This is a genomic window from Pseudomonas sp. FBF18 (assembly GCF_024261405.1).
Taxonomy (GTDB): Bacteria; Pseudomonadota; Gammaproteobacteria; order Pseudomonadales; family Pseudomonadaceae; genus Aquipseudomonas; species Aquipseudomonas palmensis.
In genome coordinates this window covers 225,420-242,842 of sequence record NZ_QKRS01000008.1, presented here as the reverse complement: position 1 = coordinate 242,842, position 17,423 = coordinate 225,420, and the positions used below count along the sequence as shown (strand labels likewise).

Below are 17,423 nucleotides of genomic sequence, written 5' to 3'. Positions count from 1 at the left end.
TGCCTTTTGTCTATCGACCTGTGGTAGGTCAATAGATTTAGTTAAAAGCTTCGCCGGCAAGGCCGGCTCCTACAGGTTTGGTAGGAGCCAGCCTTGCCGGCGAAGAGGCCCGATCAGACCTCCAGGTAGTCCAGAATCCCCTCGGCGGCATTGCGCCCCTCGAAGATAGCCGTCACCACCAGGTCCGAACCGCGCACCATGTCGCCACCGGCAAACACCTTGGGGTTGCTGGTCTGGTGCTTGAAGCGGTTCTGCTCCGGCGCCACCACACGGCCCTGGCTGTCGGTCTGGATGCTGAACTGCTCGAACCACGGCGCAGGGCTGGGGCGGAAACCGAAGGCGATGACCACAGCGTCCGCCGGGATGATCTCTTCGGAACCCGGGATCGGCTCGGGGCTGCGACGGCCACGGGCATCCGGCTCGCCGAGACGGGTCTCGACCACCTTCACGCCCTCGACCTTGTCTTCACCCACGATCGCGATCGGCTGGCGGTTGTAGAGGAACTTCACGCCCTCCTCCTTGGCGTTCTTCACCTCCTTGCGCGAGCCGGGCATGTTCGCCTCGTCACGCCGGTAGGCACAGGTCACGGCCTTGGCACCCTGGCGGATGGAGGTACGGTTGCAGTCCATCGCGGTGTCGCCACCGCCCAGCACCACGACCTTCTTGTCCTTCATGTCGACGAAGTCTTGCGGGGACTTTTCAAAGCCCAGGTTGCGGTTGACGTTGGCGATCAGAAAATCCAGCGCGTCGTGCACACCCGGCAGGTCTTCGCCAGGGAAGCCACCCTTCATGTAGGTGTAGGTGCCCATGCCCATGAACACCGCATCGAATTCCTCGAGCAACTGGTCCATGGTGACGTCCTTGCCCACCTCGGTGTTCAGGCGGAACTCGATGCCCATGCCGGTGAAGACTTCGCGGCGGTTGCTGAGCACGGTCTTTTCCAGCTTGAACTCGGGGATGCCGAAGGTCAGCAGGCCGCCGATCTCGGGGTTCTTGTCGAACACCACCGGGGTTACCCCGCCGCGCACCAGCACGTCGGCACAACCCAGGCCCGCCGGGCCGGCACCGATCACCGCGACGCGCTTGCCGGTGGGCACCACCTTGGACATGTCCGGGCGCCAGCCCATGGCGAAGGCGGTGTCGGTGATGTACTTCTCCACCGAGCCGATGGTCACCGCGCCGAAGCCGTCGTTGAGGGTACAGGCACCCTCGCACAGGCGGTCCTGCGGGCACACCCGGCCGCACACTTCGGGCAGGGTGTTGGTCTGGTGCGACAGTTCCGCGGCGGCGAGGATGTTGCCCTCCGACACCAGCTTGAGCCAGTTGGGAATGAAGTTGTGCACCGGGCACTTCCATTCGCAGTACGGGTTGCCACAGCCCAGGCAGCGGTGGGCCTGTTCGGCCGACTGCTGGGGTTTGAAGGGCTCGTAGATTTCCACGAACTCTTTCTTGCGTTGACGCAACAGTTTCTTCTTCGGATCCTTGCGCCCGACCTCGATGAACTGGAAGTCATTACTCAGACGTTCAGCCATGTTCAAAACCTCATCAAACTCTTCAGGCGCATATCACTGCGGGTTGGCACGGGTGCTGGACAGCAGGTTCTTCAGGCTGGCCGCCTTCGGCTTGACCAGCCAGAAGCGACGCACGTAGTCATCCAGGTTTTCCCAGAGCTCACGACCCCATTCGCTGTTGGTTTCTTCGACGTATTCACCCAGCACGCGCTGCAGGTGGCTGCGATATGCCTCCATCGCCTCGCCGCTGATACGCTGGATCTCCACCAGTTCGTGGTTGACCTTGTCGACGAAGCTGTTGTCCTGGTCGAGCACGTAGGCAAAACCACCGGTCATCCCGGAACCGAAGTTGTAACCGGTCTTGCCCAATACGCAGACAAAGCCCCCGGTCATGTATTCACAGCAGTGATCGCCCGTGCCCTCGACGATGGCGTGGGCACCGGAGTTGCGCACCGCGAAGCGCTCACCCGCGGTACCGGCGGCGAACAGCTTGCCGCCCGTGGCGCCGTACAGACAGGTGTTGCCGACGATGGCGCTGTGCTGGGTTTCGAACGGGCTGCCCGCTGGCGGCACGATCACCAGTTTGCCGCCGGTCATGCCCTTGCCGACATAGTCGTTGGCATCACCTTCGAGGTACATGTTCAGGCCACCGGCGTTCCACACCCCGAAGCTCTGCCCGGCAGTGCCCTTGAAGCGGAAGGTCAGCGGCGCCTTGGCCATGCCCTGGTTGCCGTGCAGGCGGGCAATTTCACCGGAGATCCGCGCGCCAATGGAGCGGTCGCAGTTGCAGATATCCAGCTCGAACTCGCCGCCGGCCAGGTCACGGATCGCCGGCAGGGCCATCTGCACCATCTTCTCGGCCAGCACGCCCTTGTCGAACGGCGGGTTGCGGTCCACTTCGCAGAACTGCGGCTTGTCGGCCGGAACGTGCGGGCTGCCCAGCAACGGGCTGAGGTCCAGGTGCTTCTGCTTCTCGGTTTCACCGGGGAGCATTTCCAGCAGGTCGGTACGCCCGATCAGCTCGCCCAGGCTGCGCACGCCCAGCCTGGCCAGCCATTCACGGGTTTCCTCGGCCACGTAGGTGAAGAAGTTGACCACCATGTCGACGGTGCCGATGTAGTGGTCCTTGCGCAGTTTTTCGTTCTGCGTGGCCACGCCGGTGGCGCAGTTGTTCAGGTGGCAGATGCGCAGGTACTTGCAGCCCAGGGCGATCATCGGTGCGGTGCCGAAGCCGAAGCTCTCGGCGCCGAGGATCGCGGCCTTGACCACGTCCAGGCCGGTTTTCAGGCCGCCATCGGTCTGTACCCGCACCTTGCCGCGCAGGTCGTTGCCGCGCAGGGTCTGGTGGGTTTCGGCCAGGCCAAGTTCCCACGGCGCACCGGCATACTTGATGGAGGTCAGCGGCGAGGCGCCGGTACCACCGTCGTAGCCGGAGATGGTGATCAGGTCGGCATAGGCCTTGGCCACGCCGGCGGCGATGGTGCCTACCCCGGCTTCGGCCACCAGCTTGACCGAGACCAGCGCCTGCGGGTTGACCTGCTTCAGGTCGAAGATCAGCTGCGAGAGGTCTTCGATCGAGTAGATGTCATGGTGCGGCGGTGGCGAGATCAGGGTCACGCCCGGCACCGCATAGCGCAGCCTGGCGATCAGGCCATTGACCTTGCCGCCCGGCAGCTGGCCGCCCTCGCCCGGCTTGGCGCCCTGGGCCACCTTGATCTGCAGCACTTCGGCGTTGACCAGGTATTCGGGGGTGACGCCGAAGCGGCCGGTGGCCACCTGCTTGATCTTGGAACTGCGGATGGTGCCGTAGCGGGCCGGGTCTTCGCCGCCCTCACCGGAGTTGGAGCGCGCGCCCAGGCGGTTCATCGCCTCGGCCAGGGCTTCGTGGGCCTCAGGCGACAGCGCGCCCAGGGAAATACCCGCCGAGTCGAAGCGCTTGAGGATGGCCTCCAGCGGCTCGACTTCGCTCAGGTCCAGCGGCTGCTCCAGGGTTTTCACCTTGAGCAGGTCGCGGATCATCGACACCGGACGCTTGTCGACCAGTGCGGTGTATTCCTTGAACTTGGCGTAGTCGCCCTGCTGCACGGCGGCTTGCAGGGTATTGACCACGTCCGGGTTGTAGGCGTGGTATTCACCACCGTGCACGAACTTGAGCAGGCCGCCCTGCTGGATCGGCTTGCGCGGGCTCCAGGTTTCGGCGGCCAGCAGCTTCTGCTCGTTCTCGATGTCGACGAAGCGCGCGCCCTTGAGGCGGCTGGCCACGCCACGGAAGCTGAGGTTGACCACTTCCTCGGACAGGCCCACGGCTTCGAACAGCTGCGCGCCCCGGTAGGAACCGATGGTCGAGATGCCCATCTTGGAGAGGATCTTGAGCAGCCCCTTGGAGATGCCCTTGCGGTAGTACTTGAACACTTCGTCCAGGTCACCGAGCACTTCGCCGGTGCGGATCAGGTCGGCCAGCACTTCGTAGGCAAGATACGGGTACACCGCCGAGGCGCCGAACCCGATCAGCACCGCGTAGTGGTGTGGATCGCGGGCGGTGGCGGTCTCGACCAGGATGTTGCTGTCGCAGCGCAGGCCCAGTTCGGTCAGGCGATGGTGCACGGCGCCCACGGCCAGCGACGCATGCACCGGCAGCTTGCCGGGTGCGATATGACGGTCGCTCAGTACCAGCTGGGTCTTGCCGCTGCGCACGGCTTCTTCGGCCTGTTCGGTGATGTTGCGCACGGCCGCTTCCAGGCCGATGCTTTCCTCGTAGTTGAGGTCGATCACCTGGCGTTCGAAGCCCGGGCGGTCGAGGTTCATCAGCGAGCGCCACTTGGCCGGCGAAATCACCGGCGAGCTGAGAATCACCCGCGAGGCGTGTTCGGGGGACTCCTGGAAGATGTTGCGCTCGGCACCCAGGCAGATCTCCAGCGACATCACGATGGCTTCGCGCAGCGGGTCGATCGGCGGGTTGGTGACCTGCGCGAACTGCTGGCGGAAGTAGTCGTAGGTGGAACGCACGCGTTGCGACAGGATCGCCATCGGCGTGTCGTCGCCCATCGAGCCCACGGCTTCCTGGCCCTGCTCACCCAACGGGCGCAGCACCTGGTCACGCTCCTCGAAGGTGACCTGGAACATCTTCATGTACTGCTTGAGCTGGTCGCCGTCGTAGCTGGCCACGCCCTGGTCGTCGCTCAGGTCGGCCTGGATGCGCAGGGCATTCTGGCGCAACCAGCGCTTGTACGGGTGGCGCGACTTGAGGCGGTTGTCGATCGCATCGGTGTCAAGGATCTGGCCGGTCTCGGTGTCGACCGCGAAAATCTGCCCCGGGCCCACGCGGCCCTTGGCGATGACGTCTTCGGGCTTGTAGTCCCACACGCCGATTTCCGACGCCAGGGTGATATAGCCGTTCTTGGTGGTGACCCAGCGCGCCGGGCGCAGGCCGTTGCGGTCGAGCAGGCACACGGCATGGCGGCCTTCGGTGAGCACGATGCCCGCCGGGCCGTCCCAGGCTTCCATGTGCATGGAGTTGTATTCATAGAACGCGCGCAGGTCGGGGTCCATGGTCTCGACGTTCTGCCAGGCCGGCGGTACCAGCATGCGCACGCCACGGAACAGGTCGATGCCACCGGTGACCATCAGCTCGAGCATGTTGTCCATCGACGAGGAGTCGGAGCCCACGCGGTTGACCAGCGGGCCGAGCTCTTCCAGATCCGGGATCAGGTCGTTGGCGAACTTGGTACGCCGCGCCTGGGCCCAGTTGCGGTTGCCGGTGATGGTGTTGATCTCGCCGTTGTGGGCGAGGAAGCGAAATGGCTGGGCCAGCGGCCATTTGGGCAGGGTATTGGTGGAGAAGCGCTGGTGGAACACGCAGATCGCGGTCTGCAGGCGCTCGTCGCTCAGGTCCGGATAGAAGGCGGTGAGGTCCGCCGGCATCATCAGGCCTTTGTAGATGATGGTCTTGTGCGAAAAGCTGCAGATGTAGTGTTCGGCATCGGCGGCGTTGGCCACCGACGAGCGACGCCGGGCACTGAACAGCTTGATCGCGAATTCCTGATCGCTCAGGCCTTCGCCACCGACGAACACCTGCTCGATCTGCGGCAGGCGCTCCAGTGCCAGGCGACCGAGCACGCTGGTGTCGATCGGCACCTTGCGCCAGCCCACCAGGCTCAGGCCGGCAGCGAGGATCTCGCGGTTCATGTTGTCGCGTGCGGCTTCGGCCTTGGCGGTGTCCTGGTTGAAGAACACCATGCCGACCGCGTACTGGCGGGGCAGCTCGCTGCCGAACTGTTCCAGGGCCACGGCCCGCAGGAACCGATCGGGCTTCTGCATCAGCAGCCCGCAGCCGTCGCCGGTCTTGCCGTCGGCGTTGATCCCACCACGGTGGGTCATGCAGGTCAGGGCCTGGATAGCCGTTTGCAAAAGGTGGTGGCTGGGTTCGCCCGTCATATGGGCGATCAGGCCGAAACCACAGTTATCCTTGAATTCTTCGGGATGGTACAGACCTGTTTTCATAGACACTTTCTCACCAGGTTCGCCTCTCACCAAGGCAAATCTCTTTTTAATACAACCACTTACCATCCACGCCGAACGAACGTCAGCTTTGCGGGGGCAATACGGATGCCATTGTTGCACAGCGACAGTGAAGCCCACAAATTTACTGACGCATCAGTGAAAATCCATGTCGCATTTTTGAATGTTTTTATACAAGAATCCGTGGTAACGGAATTGCTTGAGTCTGAAGCGTTTCAGCCTGGACTGCAACACGGGCTTGTGGCCGGCAGTCTGGGACAGAAAAGCCTGCCGCGTGTTACGCAGCAGGCTAGACCGGGGTTCAGGAGTCGCTCAGCAGGTGGCGGGGGTAGTGCCACCCGACCATGTATCAGCGGGTCGCAGCCAGTTCTTGTTGGACGCTGGCAACGGTACGAGGCCAAGGTTTACCAGCCTGGACCTTGGCTGGCAAGGTTTTGATTGCAGCGACGGCTGCATCGCGGCTGGAGAAGTTGCCGTAGGTGATCACGTACAGGGGTTTGCCCTGCAGGGTTTTCTTGAAGTAGCGATAGTCGCCACCCTCGGCCTTCACGAACGCCTGGGCCGACGCCTCGGAACTGGTGCCCAGGATCTGCACCACGTAGTTGCCTGGCGCCTGGCCGCTGTACCAGCTACCGCCCGCAGCGGGCTTGGCAGCGGGTTTTTCTGCAGGTTTGGGTGCTGGCTTGGCCGTGGCCACCTGCACGGGTGCAGGGGCGGGCTTGGCGGCAGGTGCAACCGGCTTGCTGGCCACTGGCGCGGCAGGCTGCTGCGCCGGTACAACCGGCTGGGCCATCGTAGGCGCCGGGCCTGCAGTGACACCGGCGGGCGGTGCAGTGGTGGTAACGGTAGGCGGCTGCAGTGCAGTGTCGCCAGCCGGGCCGGATTCCTCGCCATCACCCATGCCGGCCGCCTCGGCCAGCGGGCCGCGCATCACCGGCTGGGACTGGCCCACCAGTGGCAGCGGCATCGGCTGCGAAGAACCGGCGAACTCGATGGCCGGGCCACCGTTGTTCGACTGGGCATTGCCCGGCTTGCCCTGGCCCAGGGGCAGTTGCGCCTGCTCGGCAGGCGCAGTGGCCGGCACCTGGTCGCCCTTCTTGGGCATCAGCACGGCTGCCGCCACGGCAACCACTACCACGGCAGACAACGCCAGCACGTGTTTCTTCGGCATATTGAACCCCATTGATGGTCGCTTCACCGGCGAGCGGGTGGCGAGCATGGCTTCGATCATGGTATCGCGGGCCACCTGGTTGATTGCTCCAGGCCAGCCGTCCGAGTTTTCGTGAATCTCGGCGATCTGCTCGCTGGTGAACACCTCGATGCCACGCCCGGCACCTTCCAGACGCTGCTCCAGGTATTCCCGGGTTTCGTCCTCGGTGTAGGGCTGCAACTCGATGACGTGGAAACGCTCCTGCTCGGCATTGAGTTCATCCAGGGCTGCGATCAGTGACGGCTCGCCGAACAGGAACACGTGCGGGCGACCTTCCGGTGTGCCCGCCGCCAGTTCCAGCAAGGCTTGGAGTGCCGACTCGCCAAGTTGTTCCGCATCGTCCACCAGCAAGTAGACTTCCTGACCGGTCAGCGCCAGCTGCACGATCTGGGCGAGGATCTCGGTGACTTGCGCCTTGGCCACGTTCAGCGACTGCGCTACCTGGGCCAGCAGGCCGGCTGCATCGCCGGCGCCACGCGCCGAAACCACCACGCTGAGCACCGACTGCTTGTTGGTGCTGGCCACCAGGGCCTGGCGCAGCAGGGTCTTGCCGCTGCCCAGAGGGCCTGTGACCACCAGCAGCAACTGGCTGTAGCGGGCCAGGTGATGCAACTGGCCCAGCACCGGCTTGCGCTGGGCAGGGAAGAACTTGAAGCCAGGCACCCGCGCAGCGAAGGGGTCATGGTTCAACTGGTAATGGCCGAGAAAGGCCTCGTCGGCATGCAAACTAGTCATCGAACTCTCGTCAACCTCAAAGCTGGGCCACGATTGCGCGGTAATCCGCCGCCAGCGTGGCCTGAAGAATCTCTTGCGGATAGTCGTCGGTCACCACGGCTTCGCCCATATGGCGCAGCAGGACCAGGCGCAGACGACCGTCGAGCACCTTTTTATCGACCGCCATGTGTTCCATGAAGTGGGCCGGGGTCATTTCGGCCGGAGGCACCACCGGCAGGCCGGCGCGCTGGAACAGGCGGATGCCGCGGTCGCGCTGCGCCTGGCTGATCCAGCCCAGGCGCATGGACATTTCCAGGGCCATTACCGTGCCAGCCGCCACGGCTTCACCGTGCAGCCACACACCATAGCCCATGTGGGTTTCGATGGCGTGGCCAAAGGTGTGACCGAGATTGAGCGTGGCACGCACGCCCGACTCGCGCTCGTCAGCCCCCACCACGGCCGCCTTGGCCTCGCAGGAGCGCTGGATGGCGCGGGTCAGTGCAGCCTGGTCGAGCGCACGCAGCGCATCGACATTGTCTTCGAGCCAGCCCAGAAACGGCTCGTCGCAGATCAGACCGTACTTGATCACCTCGGCCAGGCCCGCCGACAGCTCGCGCGGCGGCAGGCTCTTGAGGCTGGCGGTATCGATCAGCACCGCGTTGGGCTGATAGAAGGCACCGACCATGTTCTTGCCCAGCGGATGGTTGATGCCGGTCTTGCCGCCCACCGACGAGTCCACCTGGGACAGCAGCGTGGTGGGCACCTGGATGAAGTCCACGCCGCGCTGGTAGCAGGCGGCAGCAAAGCCGGCCATGTCGCCGATCACCCCGCCGCCCAGGGCGATCACGGTGGTGCGACGGTCGTGGCGTGCCGTCAGCAGGGCGTCGAAGATCAGTTGCAGGGTTTCCCAGTTCTTGAAGGCCTCGCCATCGGGCAGCACCACCGGCAGTACCGAATAGGCCCCCAGGCTGTGGGTGAGGCGTTGCAGGTAAAGGGGCGCGACAGTCTCGTTGGATACGATGGCGACCTGCTTGCCGGCAATGTGCGGCGCCAGCAGTTCAGGCTGATCCAGCAGGCCTTCGCCGATGTAGATCGGGTAGCTGCGTTCGCCCAGTTCGACCTTAAGTGTCTGCATGTGTCCCCACAAAGAACAAAGGCGCGGCATCGAAGACCCGACCCGCGCAATAACGAAGTGCCCTGCCAGGGCATGACTGGCCGCCGAGGATAGTCAAGCCTTAACGGGGCGGCAACTTCTGCAAGCGCTCCAGAATATCCAGAACCACCATGCGCGGCGGCCGCTCGTCGGTTTCCACCACCAGGTCGGCGATTTCCCGATAAAGCGGGTCGCGCAACTCGAGCAAGGCACGCAGCGTGGCCTCCGGGTTGGCCGTGCGCAGCAGCGGCCGGTTGCGGTCGCGGGCGGTACGCCCCACCTGCTGCTCCACCGAGGCGTGCAGGTAGATCACGCGCCCCCCGGCATGCAGCGCCGCACGGTTGGCATCGCGCATCACCGCGCCGCCGCCGGTGGCCAGCACCACGCCGTCGGCCTCGCACAGCTCGGCGATCATCGCCTGCTCGCGATCACGAAAGCCGGGCTCGCCTTCCTTGTCGAAGATCCACGGGATGTTGGCGCCCGTGCGCAGCTCAATTTCCTTGTCGGAATCCTTGAACGGCAGGCGCAGCTCTTTGGCCAGCAAGCGACCGATGGTGCTCTTACCGGCACCCATCGGCCCTACAAGTATCAAATTTCGCACAGAATCAACGACTCACAGCAATCGCCCGGTCACTCATGATACGCGGAGTCAGGAAGACCAGCAGCTCGGATTTTTTCTCTTGGATGACAGCGCGACGAAACAGCCGCCCAACATACGGCACATCGCCGAAAAATGGCACCTTGTCGACAACATTACTTTGCACGGTGGCATACACCCCACCGATCACGATGGTCTCGCCATCCCCCACCTGAACCTTGGCATTCACCTCGTTCTTGCGGATCGGCGGCACGCTGTTGAGGGCATTGAGGTAGTCCGGCTCGTCCTTGGTGACCTTGACCGTCATGATCACCCGGTTGTCGGCCGTGATCTGCGGGGTCACCTCCAGCGACAGCGAGGCCTCGCGAAAGGTGGTGGACGTGGTGCCGTTGGCGCCCGACTCCTGATACGGCACCTCGGTACCCTTTAGGATGCGCGCGGTTTCCTTGTCGGCGGTGACCACCTTGGGCTGGGAGATGATTTCGCCATTGCCGGTCTTTTCCATCGCGCTGAGCTCCAGGTCGAGCAGCACACTGTCGCGCACCAACCCCAGGCCGATACCCGAGGTGGCCCGTTCCACCCCCAGGTCGACGAACGGCAGCCCGTCGGCGGCCAACCCGCCTGCGCGCAGGCCGCCGCCCAGTTGCACCGCCCCGCCCCAGCGCACCCCCAGGCTTTTTTCGTAATCGACATTGGCCTCGACGATGCGCGCCTCGATCATCACCTGGCGAACCGGTACATCGAGCTGCGCGAGCAGCCGCCGCAGGTCGGCCAGGCGTGCCGACGGCTGGCTGGCAATGATGGTGTTGGTGCGCTCGTCGACCGTGATCGCGCCGGGGTCGTCGTCCTCGACCATGGCCTGGAACAGCTGCACGATGTCCCCGGCCCGCGCATGGCTGACCGTGAGCAGTTCGCGCACCAGCGTGGGCGGGGCCTGCGCCGCACGGGCCTGGGTATCGTGCCCGGCCAGTTCGGCCAAAGGCGCCACCAGCAGCACGTTGCCCTCCTGACGCCGACCCAGGCCCTTGCTGCGCAGCACCAGGTCCAGTGCCTGCTCCCAGGGCACCTCGTGCAGGCGCAGGGTCACCTTGCCCTGTACTGCATCACTGGCCACCAGGTTGACCCCGGTGAAGTCGGCCAGCACCTTGAGCACCGAACGCACCTCGACATCCTGGAAACTCAACGACAGCGGCTCGCCGCCATACCCTGCCCCCTCTGCCCCAAGGCCTGCACCTGCTACCGGCAGCGCCACCATCAGTACCGCACACAGGCTGAACATCCTGTTCATCCACGACCTCCCTGGTCAGTTGACGACGTGTCGAGCCACCCCATTGGCTTCGATCACCTGCGAGCGCCCCACCCAGCCGGCGCTCTCGACCCATACCTGCTCCTCGAGCTCGACCTGCTGCGCATCGATGCGCACCACCCGCCCCTTGTCCGGCCCCAGCCGGTCACCTTCGCGCAACGGGTACAGCGCCCCCGCAACACGGATCAACGCGACCCCGCCGCGACGGTCGGCCAGGTGCCCGACCAGTTCCATCTGTTCCAGCGGCACGTGTTCCAGCGCAAATTCGAGCGCTGCGGGCGCCGGCGCTGCAAAGGGATCGCGCGCCTCCGCCAGCACCGGCGCCGGCTGCGCCACGGGGTCGACCGGCAGGCCGGACGCATAGGCCTTGAGGTGCATCTGCAGACGCAGTTGCCCACGCCCCGCCAGCGGCGCCAGGTGAAAGTCATGCAGGGTCACGCGCTCAGGCAGCGTGGCCAGGGCGTCGACAAAACCGGCCAGCGCGGCGAAGTCGCCCACCACCTGAAGGTGCACCGGCATTTCGGCATGCAGGGCCTGCGGCTGCGCCGGCAACACCTTCACCTGCTCGAACACCAGGCCCCGCCCGGCCCGGGCGACAGCCTGCAGCAGGCCGGGCATACCGCCCGCTGGCAGCAGCCGGGCCTGGGCCTCCCGCAGGCGTTGCTCCAGGCCGAGCAAGCGGGCCTGCTGCTCGTCCAGCCGGGCGACCTGGTCTGCCTGCGCCTGCCAGGCCTGCTGCAACTCGGCTCCACGCGCCTGCGCCCGCTCAAGCGTAGCGTTCGCCCCGCGCAGGTGCAGCCCATAACCGCTACCGAGCGCCAGCAGCAGGCAAGCCGCCAGCAACAGCGCCTTGTACCGCCGAGGCCACGCTGCCACCAGGTACCAGTCGAGAGCCGGGCTCATGGCTGCACCTGCGCACTGAGGTGGAACACCTCGCCGGCGGCCGTGGCCTTGATCTCCTGCAACTGCACCTCGCCCAGGCCAGGGGCCTGATCCAGATTGCGCAGCAGTTGAGTGACCGACGCCCGCCCCTGTGCCACCCCCTCCAGGCGCAGCGCGCTGCCCTCGAGCGCCAGTGCAGTCAGTTGCAGCCCTTGCGGTACCCGCGTGGCCAGCGGTGCAAGTACCTGCCCACCTGGGGACGCGGCGCGCAGCACGGCATCCAGCCCCTGGATGCGCTCCTGCAGCGCATCGCCCCGGGCGGTCAGGTCGGCCAGTTCTGCCAGCGGGCCCTCAAGCCGGGCGATGGCATCGCGCAGGGCCGCATTGGCCTGCCCCTGGTGCGCCAGGCGATAGGCGCCATGCCGGTCCAGCAGCACCACGATGGCGAGCCCCAGCAGCAGAGCCACCAGCATCAACCCCTGCAACTGCCGCACACTGCGCTGGCGTTGCCAGGCCCGCCACGGCAGCAGGTTGATATCGCGCCTCACGGGGCACGCCTCATCGCCAGCCCATAGGCCAGCGCCAGGGCGGGTTCGGCGGCATCGAACACCGTGGTTTCGATACCCAGCCGACGCTGCACTTCCAGCGCCCGGGCCGAATCGGCAGCCGCCCCGGTCACCACCAGCCGCGCCGGTGCAGGGCCCTCCAGGGCCTGCAACCAGCGTTCGATGCAGGCAGCCAACGCCTGCGGCACATCGGCCGCTGCACCCGCGTCGGCACGCCATGCCTGGTGCTGTGCATGCAGCGCCCAGTGCCCTGGCTCGACCCGCACCACGGCGACCGCGTCATCGTCCGCCCCGACCGCGCGCAACAACGCCAGGCTGTCGGTCTCGACCACCCGCGCACGCAGGCCTGCCAGCTCCAGTGCCGCCTCCAGCCCGTCGAGCCAGCCCTGATGACAGGCATACACCCCCACCGCCTCGTAGCACGGGTCGTGCGCCACCGAGCCGCGGCACTCGAAATCGAAGGCCGCCTCGTCCAGGGCAAAGGGTATGAAAGGTTCGGCCTCATGGCACAGGCGGGCAAACAGGGCATCCTCTGCCAGCCCCGCCGGCACCTGCACGGTCTTGCTCAGCACGGCCGCGGCCGGAATCGCCAGCGCCGCCTCGCGCAAGGTGGCACCGCTGCGGGCCAGGGCATCGCCCAGCACCTGCGCCAGCTGTGCCGGGTCGGCCACCCGGCCGTCCTGCAGCACGCCCGCCGCCAGCGTCTGCACGGCCTGCGCACGCACCTCGAAGGCCCCTGCCACCTGCCGCAGCTGCAGCAATCGCACCGCGCAACATGAAATATCGATACCCAGCAGTGAACCGGCATCCTTGCCGAAACGTCCAAACATTGGCTTTCCCTGGCATCCGCCTGCTTCGACCGGCCCCCAGACAGGGCACCGGTCAGCCCGTGCACCGCGCAACCCACGCGGCACAGTGAAAATTGCTTATAATGCCCAGCGTTTTTTCTCGTCGATCAGCCCTGCGCTCAATCCATATTTCAAACTGGACACCCCAAAGCCTTGATACGCCTGCTGAAGTTCTTCTGGTGGTCTTTCGTCGCAGTCATCTGTGCCGTCGTGCTCGGTCTGAGCGGCGCGTTTCTGTATCTTAGCCCCAGCCTGCCCTCGGTAGAGGCCCTGAGAAGCATCCAGTTGCAGATCCCTTTGCGGGTATACAGCAGCGATGGAAAGCTGATTGCCGAGTTCGGCGAGATGCGGCGTTCTCCCATCCGTTTCGCCGACATTCCCCCGCATTTCATCCAGGCTTTGCTATCCGCCGAAGACGACAACTTCGCCAATCACTATGGGGTCGACCCCAGCAGCCTGATGCGCGCTGCAACACAATTGCTCAAGTCCGGACACATCCAGACCGGCGGCAGCACCATCACCATGCAGGTGGCGAAGAACTTCTTCCTCAGCAGCGAACGCAGCTTCTCGCGCAAGACCAACGAGATCCTGCTGGCCCTGCAGATCGAGCGCGAGCTGACCAAGGACGAGATCCTCGAGCTGTACGTGAACAAGATCTACCTGGGCAACCGTGCCTACGGCATCGAAGCCGCAGCGCAGGTGTACTACGGCAAGTCGATCCGTGACGTGAGCCTGGCGCAGATGGCGATGATCGCCGGCCTGCCCAAGGCACCGTCGCGCTTCAACCCGCTGGCCAACCCGACGCGCGCCAAGGAACGCCGCGACTGGATCCTGGGGCGCATGTACAAGCTGGGCAAGATCGACGAAGCCAGCTACCAGGCTGCCCTGGCCGAACCGATCAACGCCAGCTACCACGTGCCGACGCCCGAGGTGAATGCCCCGTACATCGCCGAGATGGCCCGCGCCGAGATGGTCGGCCGCTACGGCAGCGACGCCTACACCGAAGGTTTCCGCGTGACCACCACGGTGCCGAGCGACCTGCAGGAAATGGCCAACAGCGCCGTGCTCGATGGCCTCAGTGCCTACGACCACCGCCACGGCTACCGCGGCCCCGAGTCGCGCCTGCCGGGCAAGACCCAGGCCGCCTGGCTGCAGGAACTGACCAAGCTGCGCCCACTGGGCGGGCTGGAACCGGCCATCGTCACCCAGGTCGACAAGACCGGCCTGCAGGTGCTGACCAAGTCGGGCCAGACCGAGACCGTGGCCTGGGACACCATGAAATGGGCCCGCCCATTCCTCAACACCAACAGCCAGGGCCGCGCCCCGCAGCAGCCGGGCGATGTGGCCCAGGTCGGCGACGTGATCCGCGTGCAACGCACCGGCGAAGGCGAACTGAAGTTCAGCCAGGTGCCGGGCGCCCAGAGCGCACTGGTGACCCTGGACCCGAACAACGGCGCCATCCGCGCTCTGGTGGGCGGCTTCTCGTTCGAGCAGAGCAACTACAACCGCGCCATGCAGGCCAAGCGCCAGCCGGGCTCGAGCTTCAAGCCGTTCGTCTACAGCGCAGCGCTGGACAACGGCTACACCGCCGCCAGCCTGGTCAACGACGCCCCTATCGTGTTCGTCGACGAGTACCTGGACAAGGTGTGGCGACCCAAGAACGACACCAACACCTTCCTTGGCCCGATCCGCATGCGCGAGGCGCTGTACAAGTCGCGCAACCTGGTATCGATCCGCCTGCTGCAGGCCATGGGCGTGGACAAGACCATCGACTACATCGCCCGTTTCGGCTTCAACAAGCAGGACCTGCCGCGCAACCTGTCGCTGGCGCTGGGCACCGCGACCCTCACGCCGATGGAGATCGCCACCGGCTGGAGCGCGTTTGCCAACGGCGGCTACAAGATCACCCCGTACCTGATCGACCGCATCGAAAGCCGCAATGGCGAGACGCTGTTCACCGCCAACCCGCCCAGCGTGCCCCGGGGGCATCAGGACGAGGCCGGGATTGGCGCCGCCGAAACGCCGATCGTCACCGATGCGGCACTGGGCGCCGACGTGAGTGCGGTGGCGCCGCAGGTGCCGGCGGTGGCCGAGCAGATCATCGACGGACGTACCAGCTACATCCTCACCAGCATGCTGCAGGACGTGATCAAGCGTGGCACCGGGCGACGTGCCCTGGCGCTGGGGCGCACCGACCTGGCGGGCAAGACCGGTACCACCAACGAGTCCAAGGATGCGTGGTTCTCCGGCTACAACGCCGACTACGTGACCACCGTATGGAGCGGCTTCGACCAGCCCGAGACCCTGGGCCGTCGCGAGTATGGCGGTACCGTGGCGCTGCCGATCTGGATGAGCTTCATGGGCGCCGCGCTCAAGGACAAGCCGATGCACACGCTGCCGCAGCCTGAAGGCATCCTCAGCCTGCGGGTGGACCCGGTGAGCGGCCGTGCGGCCACGCCGAGCACGCCTGATGCGTACTTCGAGCTGTTCAAGGCCGAAGACACCCCGCCGTCGGTCAACGAGCTGGGTGGCAGTGCGCCAGGCAGCCCGCTGCCGGCGGACGAGTCGGCGCCGATCGATCTGTTCTGATGGGGTAACCCGGGGGCTGCCCTGCAGCCCATTGGCCAGCACAATTACCAGCCCCAAACAAAAAGCCCCGACTCTCGCGAGCCGGGGCTTTTTGCTGCAACGCTACAACGGCTCAGCCGTTGAACACGTCATCCACGCTCTTGAGCGGGTAGTTCTTCGGATACGGCAGGGTCGCCACACCGCTTTCGATCGCAGCCTTGGCCACGGCATCGGAAACCACGGTGATCAGGCGTGCGTCCATCGGCTTCGGAATGATGTACTCACGACCGAATTCCAGCGCGTCGACGCCGTAGGCAGCGCAGACTTCCTTGGGCACCGGCAGCTTGGCCAGGTCTTTCAGGGCGTTGGCGGCAGCGATCTTCATCTCTTCGTTGATGCGCTTGGCGCGAACGTCCAGGGCACCACGGAAGATGAACGGGAAGCCCAGTACGTTGTTGACCTGGTTCGGGTAGTCGGAACGACCGGTGGCCATGATCACGTCGCTGCGGGTGGCGTGGGCCAGCTCCGGCGAGATTTCCGGGTCCGGGTTCGAGCAGGCGAACACGATCGGGTTCGGTGCCATCGACTTGAGGCCTTCAGGGCTCAGCAGGTTCGGACCGGACAGGCCGACGAACACGTCAGCGCCTTCCAGGGCATCGGCCAGGCTGCGCTTGTCGGTAGCGTGGGCGAACACCGCCTTGTACTGGTTCAGGTCGTCACGGCCAGCGTGGATCACGCCGGTACGGTCGACCATGAAGATGTTTTCGATCTTCGCGCCCATGCTCACCAGCAGCTTCATGCAGGAGATGGCCGCAGCACCGGCGCCCAGGCAGACGATCTTGGCATCGGCGAGGGTCTTGCCCGCGATTTCCAGGGCGTTGATCATGCCGGCCGCGGTCACGATCGCGGTGCCGTGCTGGTCATCGTGGAACACCGGGATGTCGCACTGCTCGATCAGCGCGCGCTCGATCTCGAAGCACTCGGGTGCCTTGATGTCTTCCAGGTTGATGCCACCGAAGGTGATCGAGATGCGCTTGACGGTGTCGATGAAGGCCTGCGGGCTTTCGGCATCGACTTCGATGTCGAACACGTCGATACCGGCGAAACGCTTGAACAGAACACCCTTGCCTTCCATCACCGGCTTGGACGCCAGTGGGCCCAGGTTGCCCAGGCCGAGGATGGCGGTGCCGTCGGAAATGACTGCTACCAGGTTGCCCTTGCCGGTGTACTGGTAGGCCAGCTCCGGGTCACGGGCGATTTCACGTACTGGCTCGGCAACACCCGGGCTGTAGGCCAGCGCCAGGTCGCGAGCAGTCGCGGTCGGTTTGGTGAGCTCTACGCTCAGTTTCCCCGGACGAGGCTGAGCATGGTATTCGAGAGCGGCAGTTTTCAAATCTGACATGATGGGCATTCCGCTTTTACTGTTCTGACGGACCGCCGAGGATACGCAAAGAGCAATGGGCCGACAAGACTGCCCGGTCACTTGTGTCAAGGCCTTTAGCCTACGACTTTAAGCCAAGAGCCGCAGCCCGCAAGGCTTTCAGTGTGT

Annotated in this window: 11 protein-coding genes; 1 reads left to right on the top strand and 10 read right to left on the bottom strand. The window is 65.1% G+C overall.

What is annotated here, in order from left to right; translation table 11 throughout:
* Positions 1-113 precede the first annotated feature (113 nt).
* From DN387_RS15170 to pilM, 9 genes are all read right to left on the bottom strand, one after another.
* On the bottom strand, positions 114-1,532 hold the full coding sequence (locus DN387_RS15170; protein WP_043859935.1) for an FAD-dependent oxidoreductase: 1,419 nt from the start codon (positions 1,530-1,532) through the stop codon (positions 114-116).
* A 33-nt stretch (positions 1,533-1,565) separates the two neighbouring features.
* The gene (gltB, locus tag DN387_RS15165) at positions 1,566-6,011 is read right to left on the bottom strand and encodes a glutamate synthase large subunit (protein ID WP_054915551.1); all 4,446 of its coding nucleotides are present in this window, start codon (positions 6,009-6,011) and stop codon (positions 1,566-1,568) included.
* Positions 6,012-6,378: 367 nt separating this feature from the next.
* Positions 6,379-7,974 (bottom strand): AAA family ATPase, encoded by a 1,596-nt coding sequence (locus DN387_RS15160; RefSeq protein ID WP_054915550.1) that lies wholly within the window; start codon positions 7,972-7,974, stop codon positions 6,379-6,381.
* A 16-nt stretch (positions 7,975-7,990) separates the two neighbouring features.
* Entirely contained in the window at positions 7,991-9,088 is a 1,098-nt protein-coding gene (gene aroB / locus DN387_RS15155) for a 3-dehydroquinate synthase (protein ID WP_043859938.1), read from the bottom strand.
* A 100-nt stretch (positions 9,089-9,188) separates the two neighbouring features.
* Positions 9,189-9,707: a shikimate kinase AroK gene (gene aroK, locus DN387_RS15150; RefSeq protein WP_043859939.1), complete on the bottom strand. Its 519-nt coding sequence runs from the start codon at positions 9,705-9,707 to the stop codon at positions 9,189-9,191.
* Positions 9,708-9,711: 4 nt separating this feature from the next.
* Positions 9,712-10,959 (bottom strand): type IV pilus secretin PilQ, encoded by a 1,248-nt coding sequence (locus DN387_RS15145; RefSeq protein ID WP_235593729.1) that lies wholly within the window; start codon positions 10,957-10,959, stop codon positions 9,712-9,714.
* A gap of 48 nt (positions 10,960-11,007) precedes the next feature.
* Complete coding sequence (locus tag DN387_RS26075) at positions 11,008-11,913, bottom strand: pilus assembly protein PilP (RefSeq protein ID WP_276574356.1); 906 nt, start codon at positions 11,911-11,913, stop codon at positions 11,008-11,010.
* Positions 11,910-12,440 (bottom strand): PilN domain-containing protein, encoded by a 531-nt coding sequence (locus DN387_RS15130; protein WP_054915547.1) that lies wholly within the window; start codon positions 12,438-12,440, stop codon positions 11,910-11,912. Before DN387_RS15130 ends, DN387_RS26075 begins: the two co-directional genes overlap by 4 nt.
* A complete protein-coding gene (gene pilM / locus DN387_RS15125; protein ID WP_054915546.1) occupies positions 12,437-13,288 on the bottom strand; it encodes a type IV pilus biogenesis protein PilM in 852 nt (283 codons plus the stop codon). Before pilM ends, DN387_RS15130 begins: the two co-directional genes overlap by 4 nt.
* Before the next feature lie 174 nt (positions 13,289-13,462).
* Between pilM and DN387_RS15120 the strand changes: the two genes are divergently transcribed.
* Positions 13,463-15,895 (top strand): penicillin-binding protein 1A, encoded by a 2,433-nt coding sequence (locus DN387_RS15120; protein WP_173925097.1) that lies wholly within the window; start codon positions 13,463-13,465, stop codon positions 15,893-15,895.
* A 112-nt stretch (positions 15,896-16,007) separates the two neighbouring features.
* On the opposite strand, the gene DN387_RS15115 is transcribed toward DN387_RS15120, so the two are convergent.
* A complete protein-coding gene (locus tag DN387_RS15115; protein WP_043860148.1) occupies positions 16,008-17,276 on the bottom strand; it encodes a malic enzyme-like NAD(P)-binding protein in 1,269 nt (422 codons plus the stop codon).
* Between the last annotated feature and the right edge of the window lie 147 nt (positions 17,277-17,423).

Coding starts and splice junctions, on each gene's coding strand:
- DN387_RS15170 (WP_043859935.1), bottom strand. CDS start 1,532: ATGGCTGAACGTCTGAGTAATGACTTCCAGTTCATCGAGGTCGGGCGC.
- gltB (WP_054915551.1), bottom strand. CDS start 6,011: ATGAAAACAGGTCTGTACCATCCCGAAGAATTCAAGGATAACTGTGGT.
- DN387_RS15160 (WP_054915550.1), bottom strand. CDS start 7,974: ATGACTAGTTTGCATGCCGACGAGGCCTTTCTCGGCCATTACCAGTTG.
- aroB (WP_043859938.1), bottom strand. CDS start 9,088: ATGCAGACACTTAAGGTCGAACTGGGCGAACGCAGCTACCCGATCTAC.
- DN387_RS15145 (WP_235593729.1), bottom strand. CDS start 10,959: ATGGTGGCGCTGCCGGTAGCAGGTGCAGGCCTTGGGGCAGAGGGGGCA.
- DN387_RS26075 (WP_276574356.1), bottom strand. CDS start 11,913: ATGAGCCCGGCTCTCGACTGGTACCTGGTGGCAGCGTGGCCTCGGCGG.
- pilM (WP_054915546.1), bottom strand. CDS start 13,288: ATGTTTGGACGTTTCGGCAAGGATGCCGGTTCACTGCTGGGTATCGAT.
- DN387_RS15115 (WP_043860148.1), bottom strand. CDS start 17,276: ATGTCAGATTTGAAAACTGCCGCTCTCGAATACCATGCTCAGCCTCGT.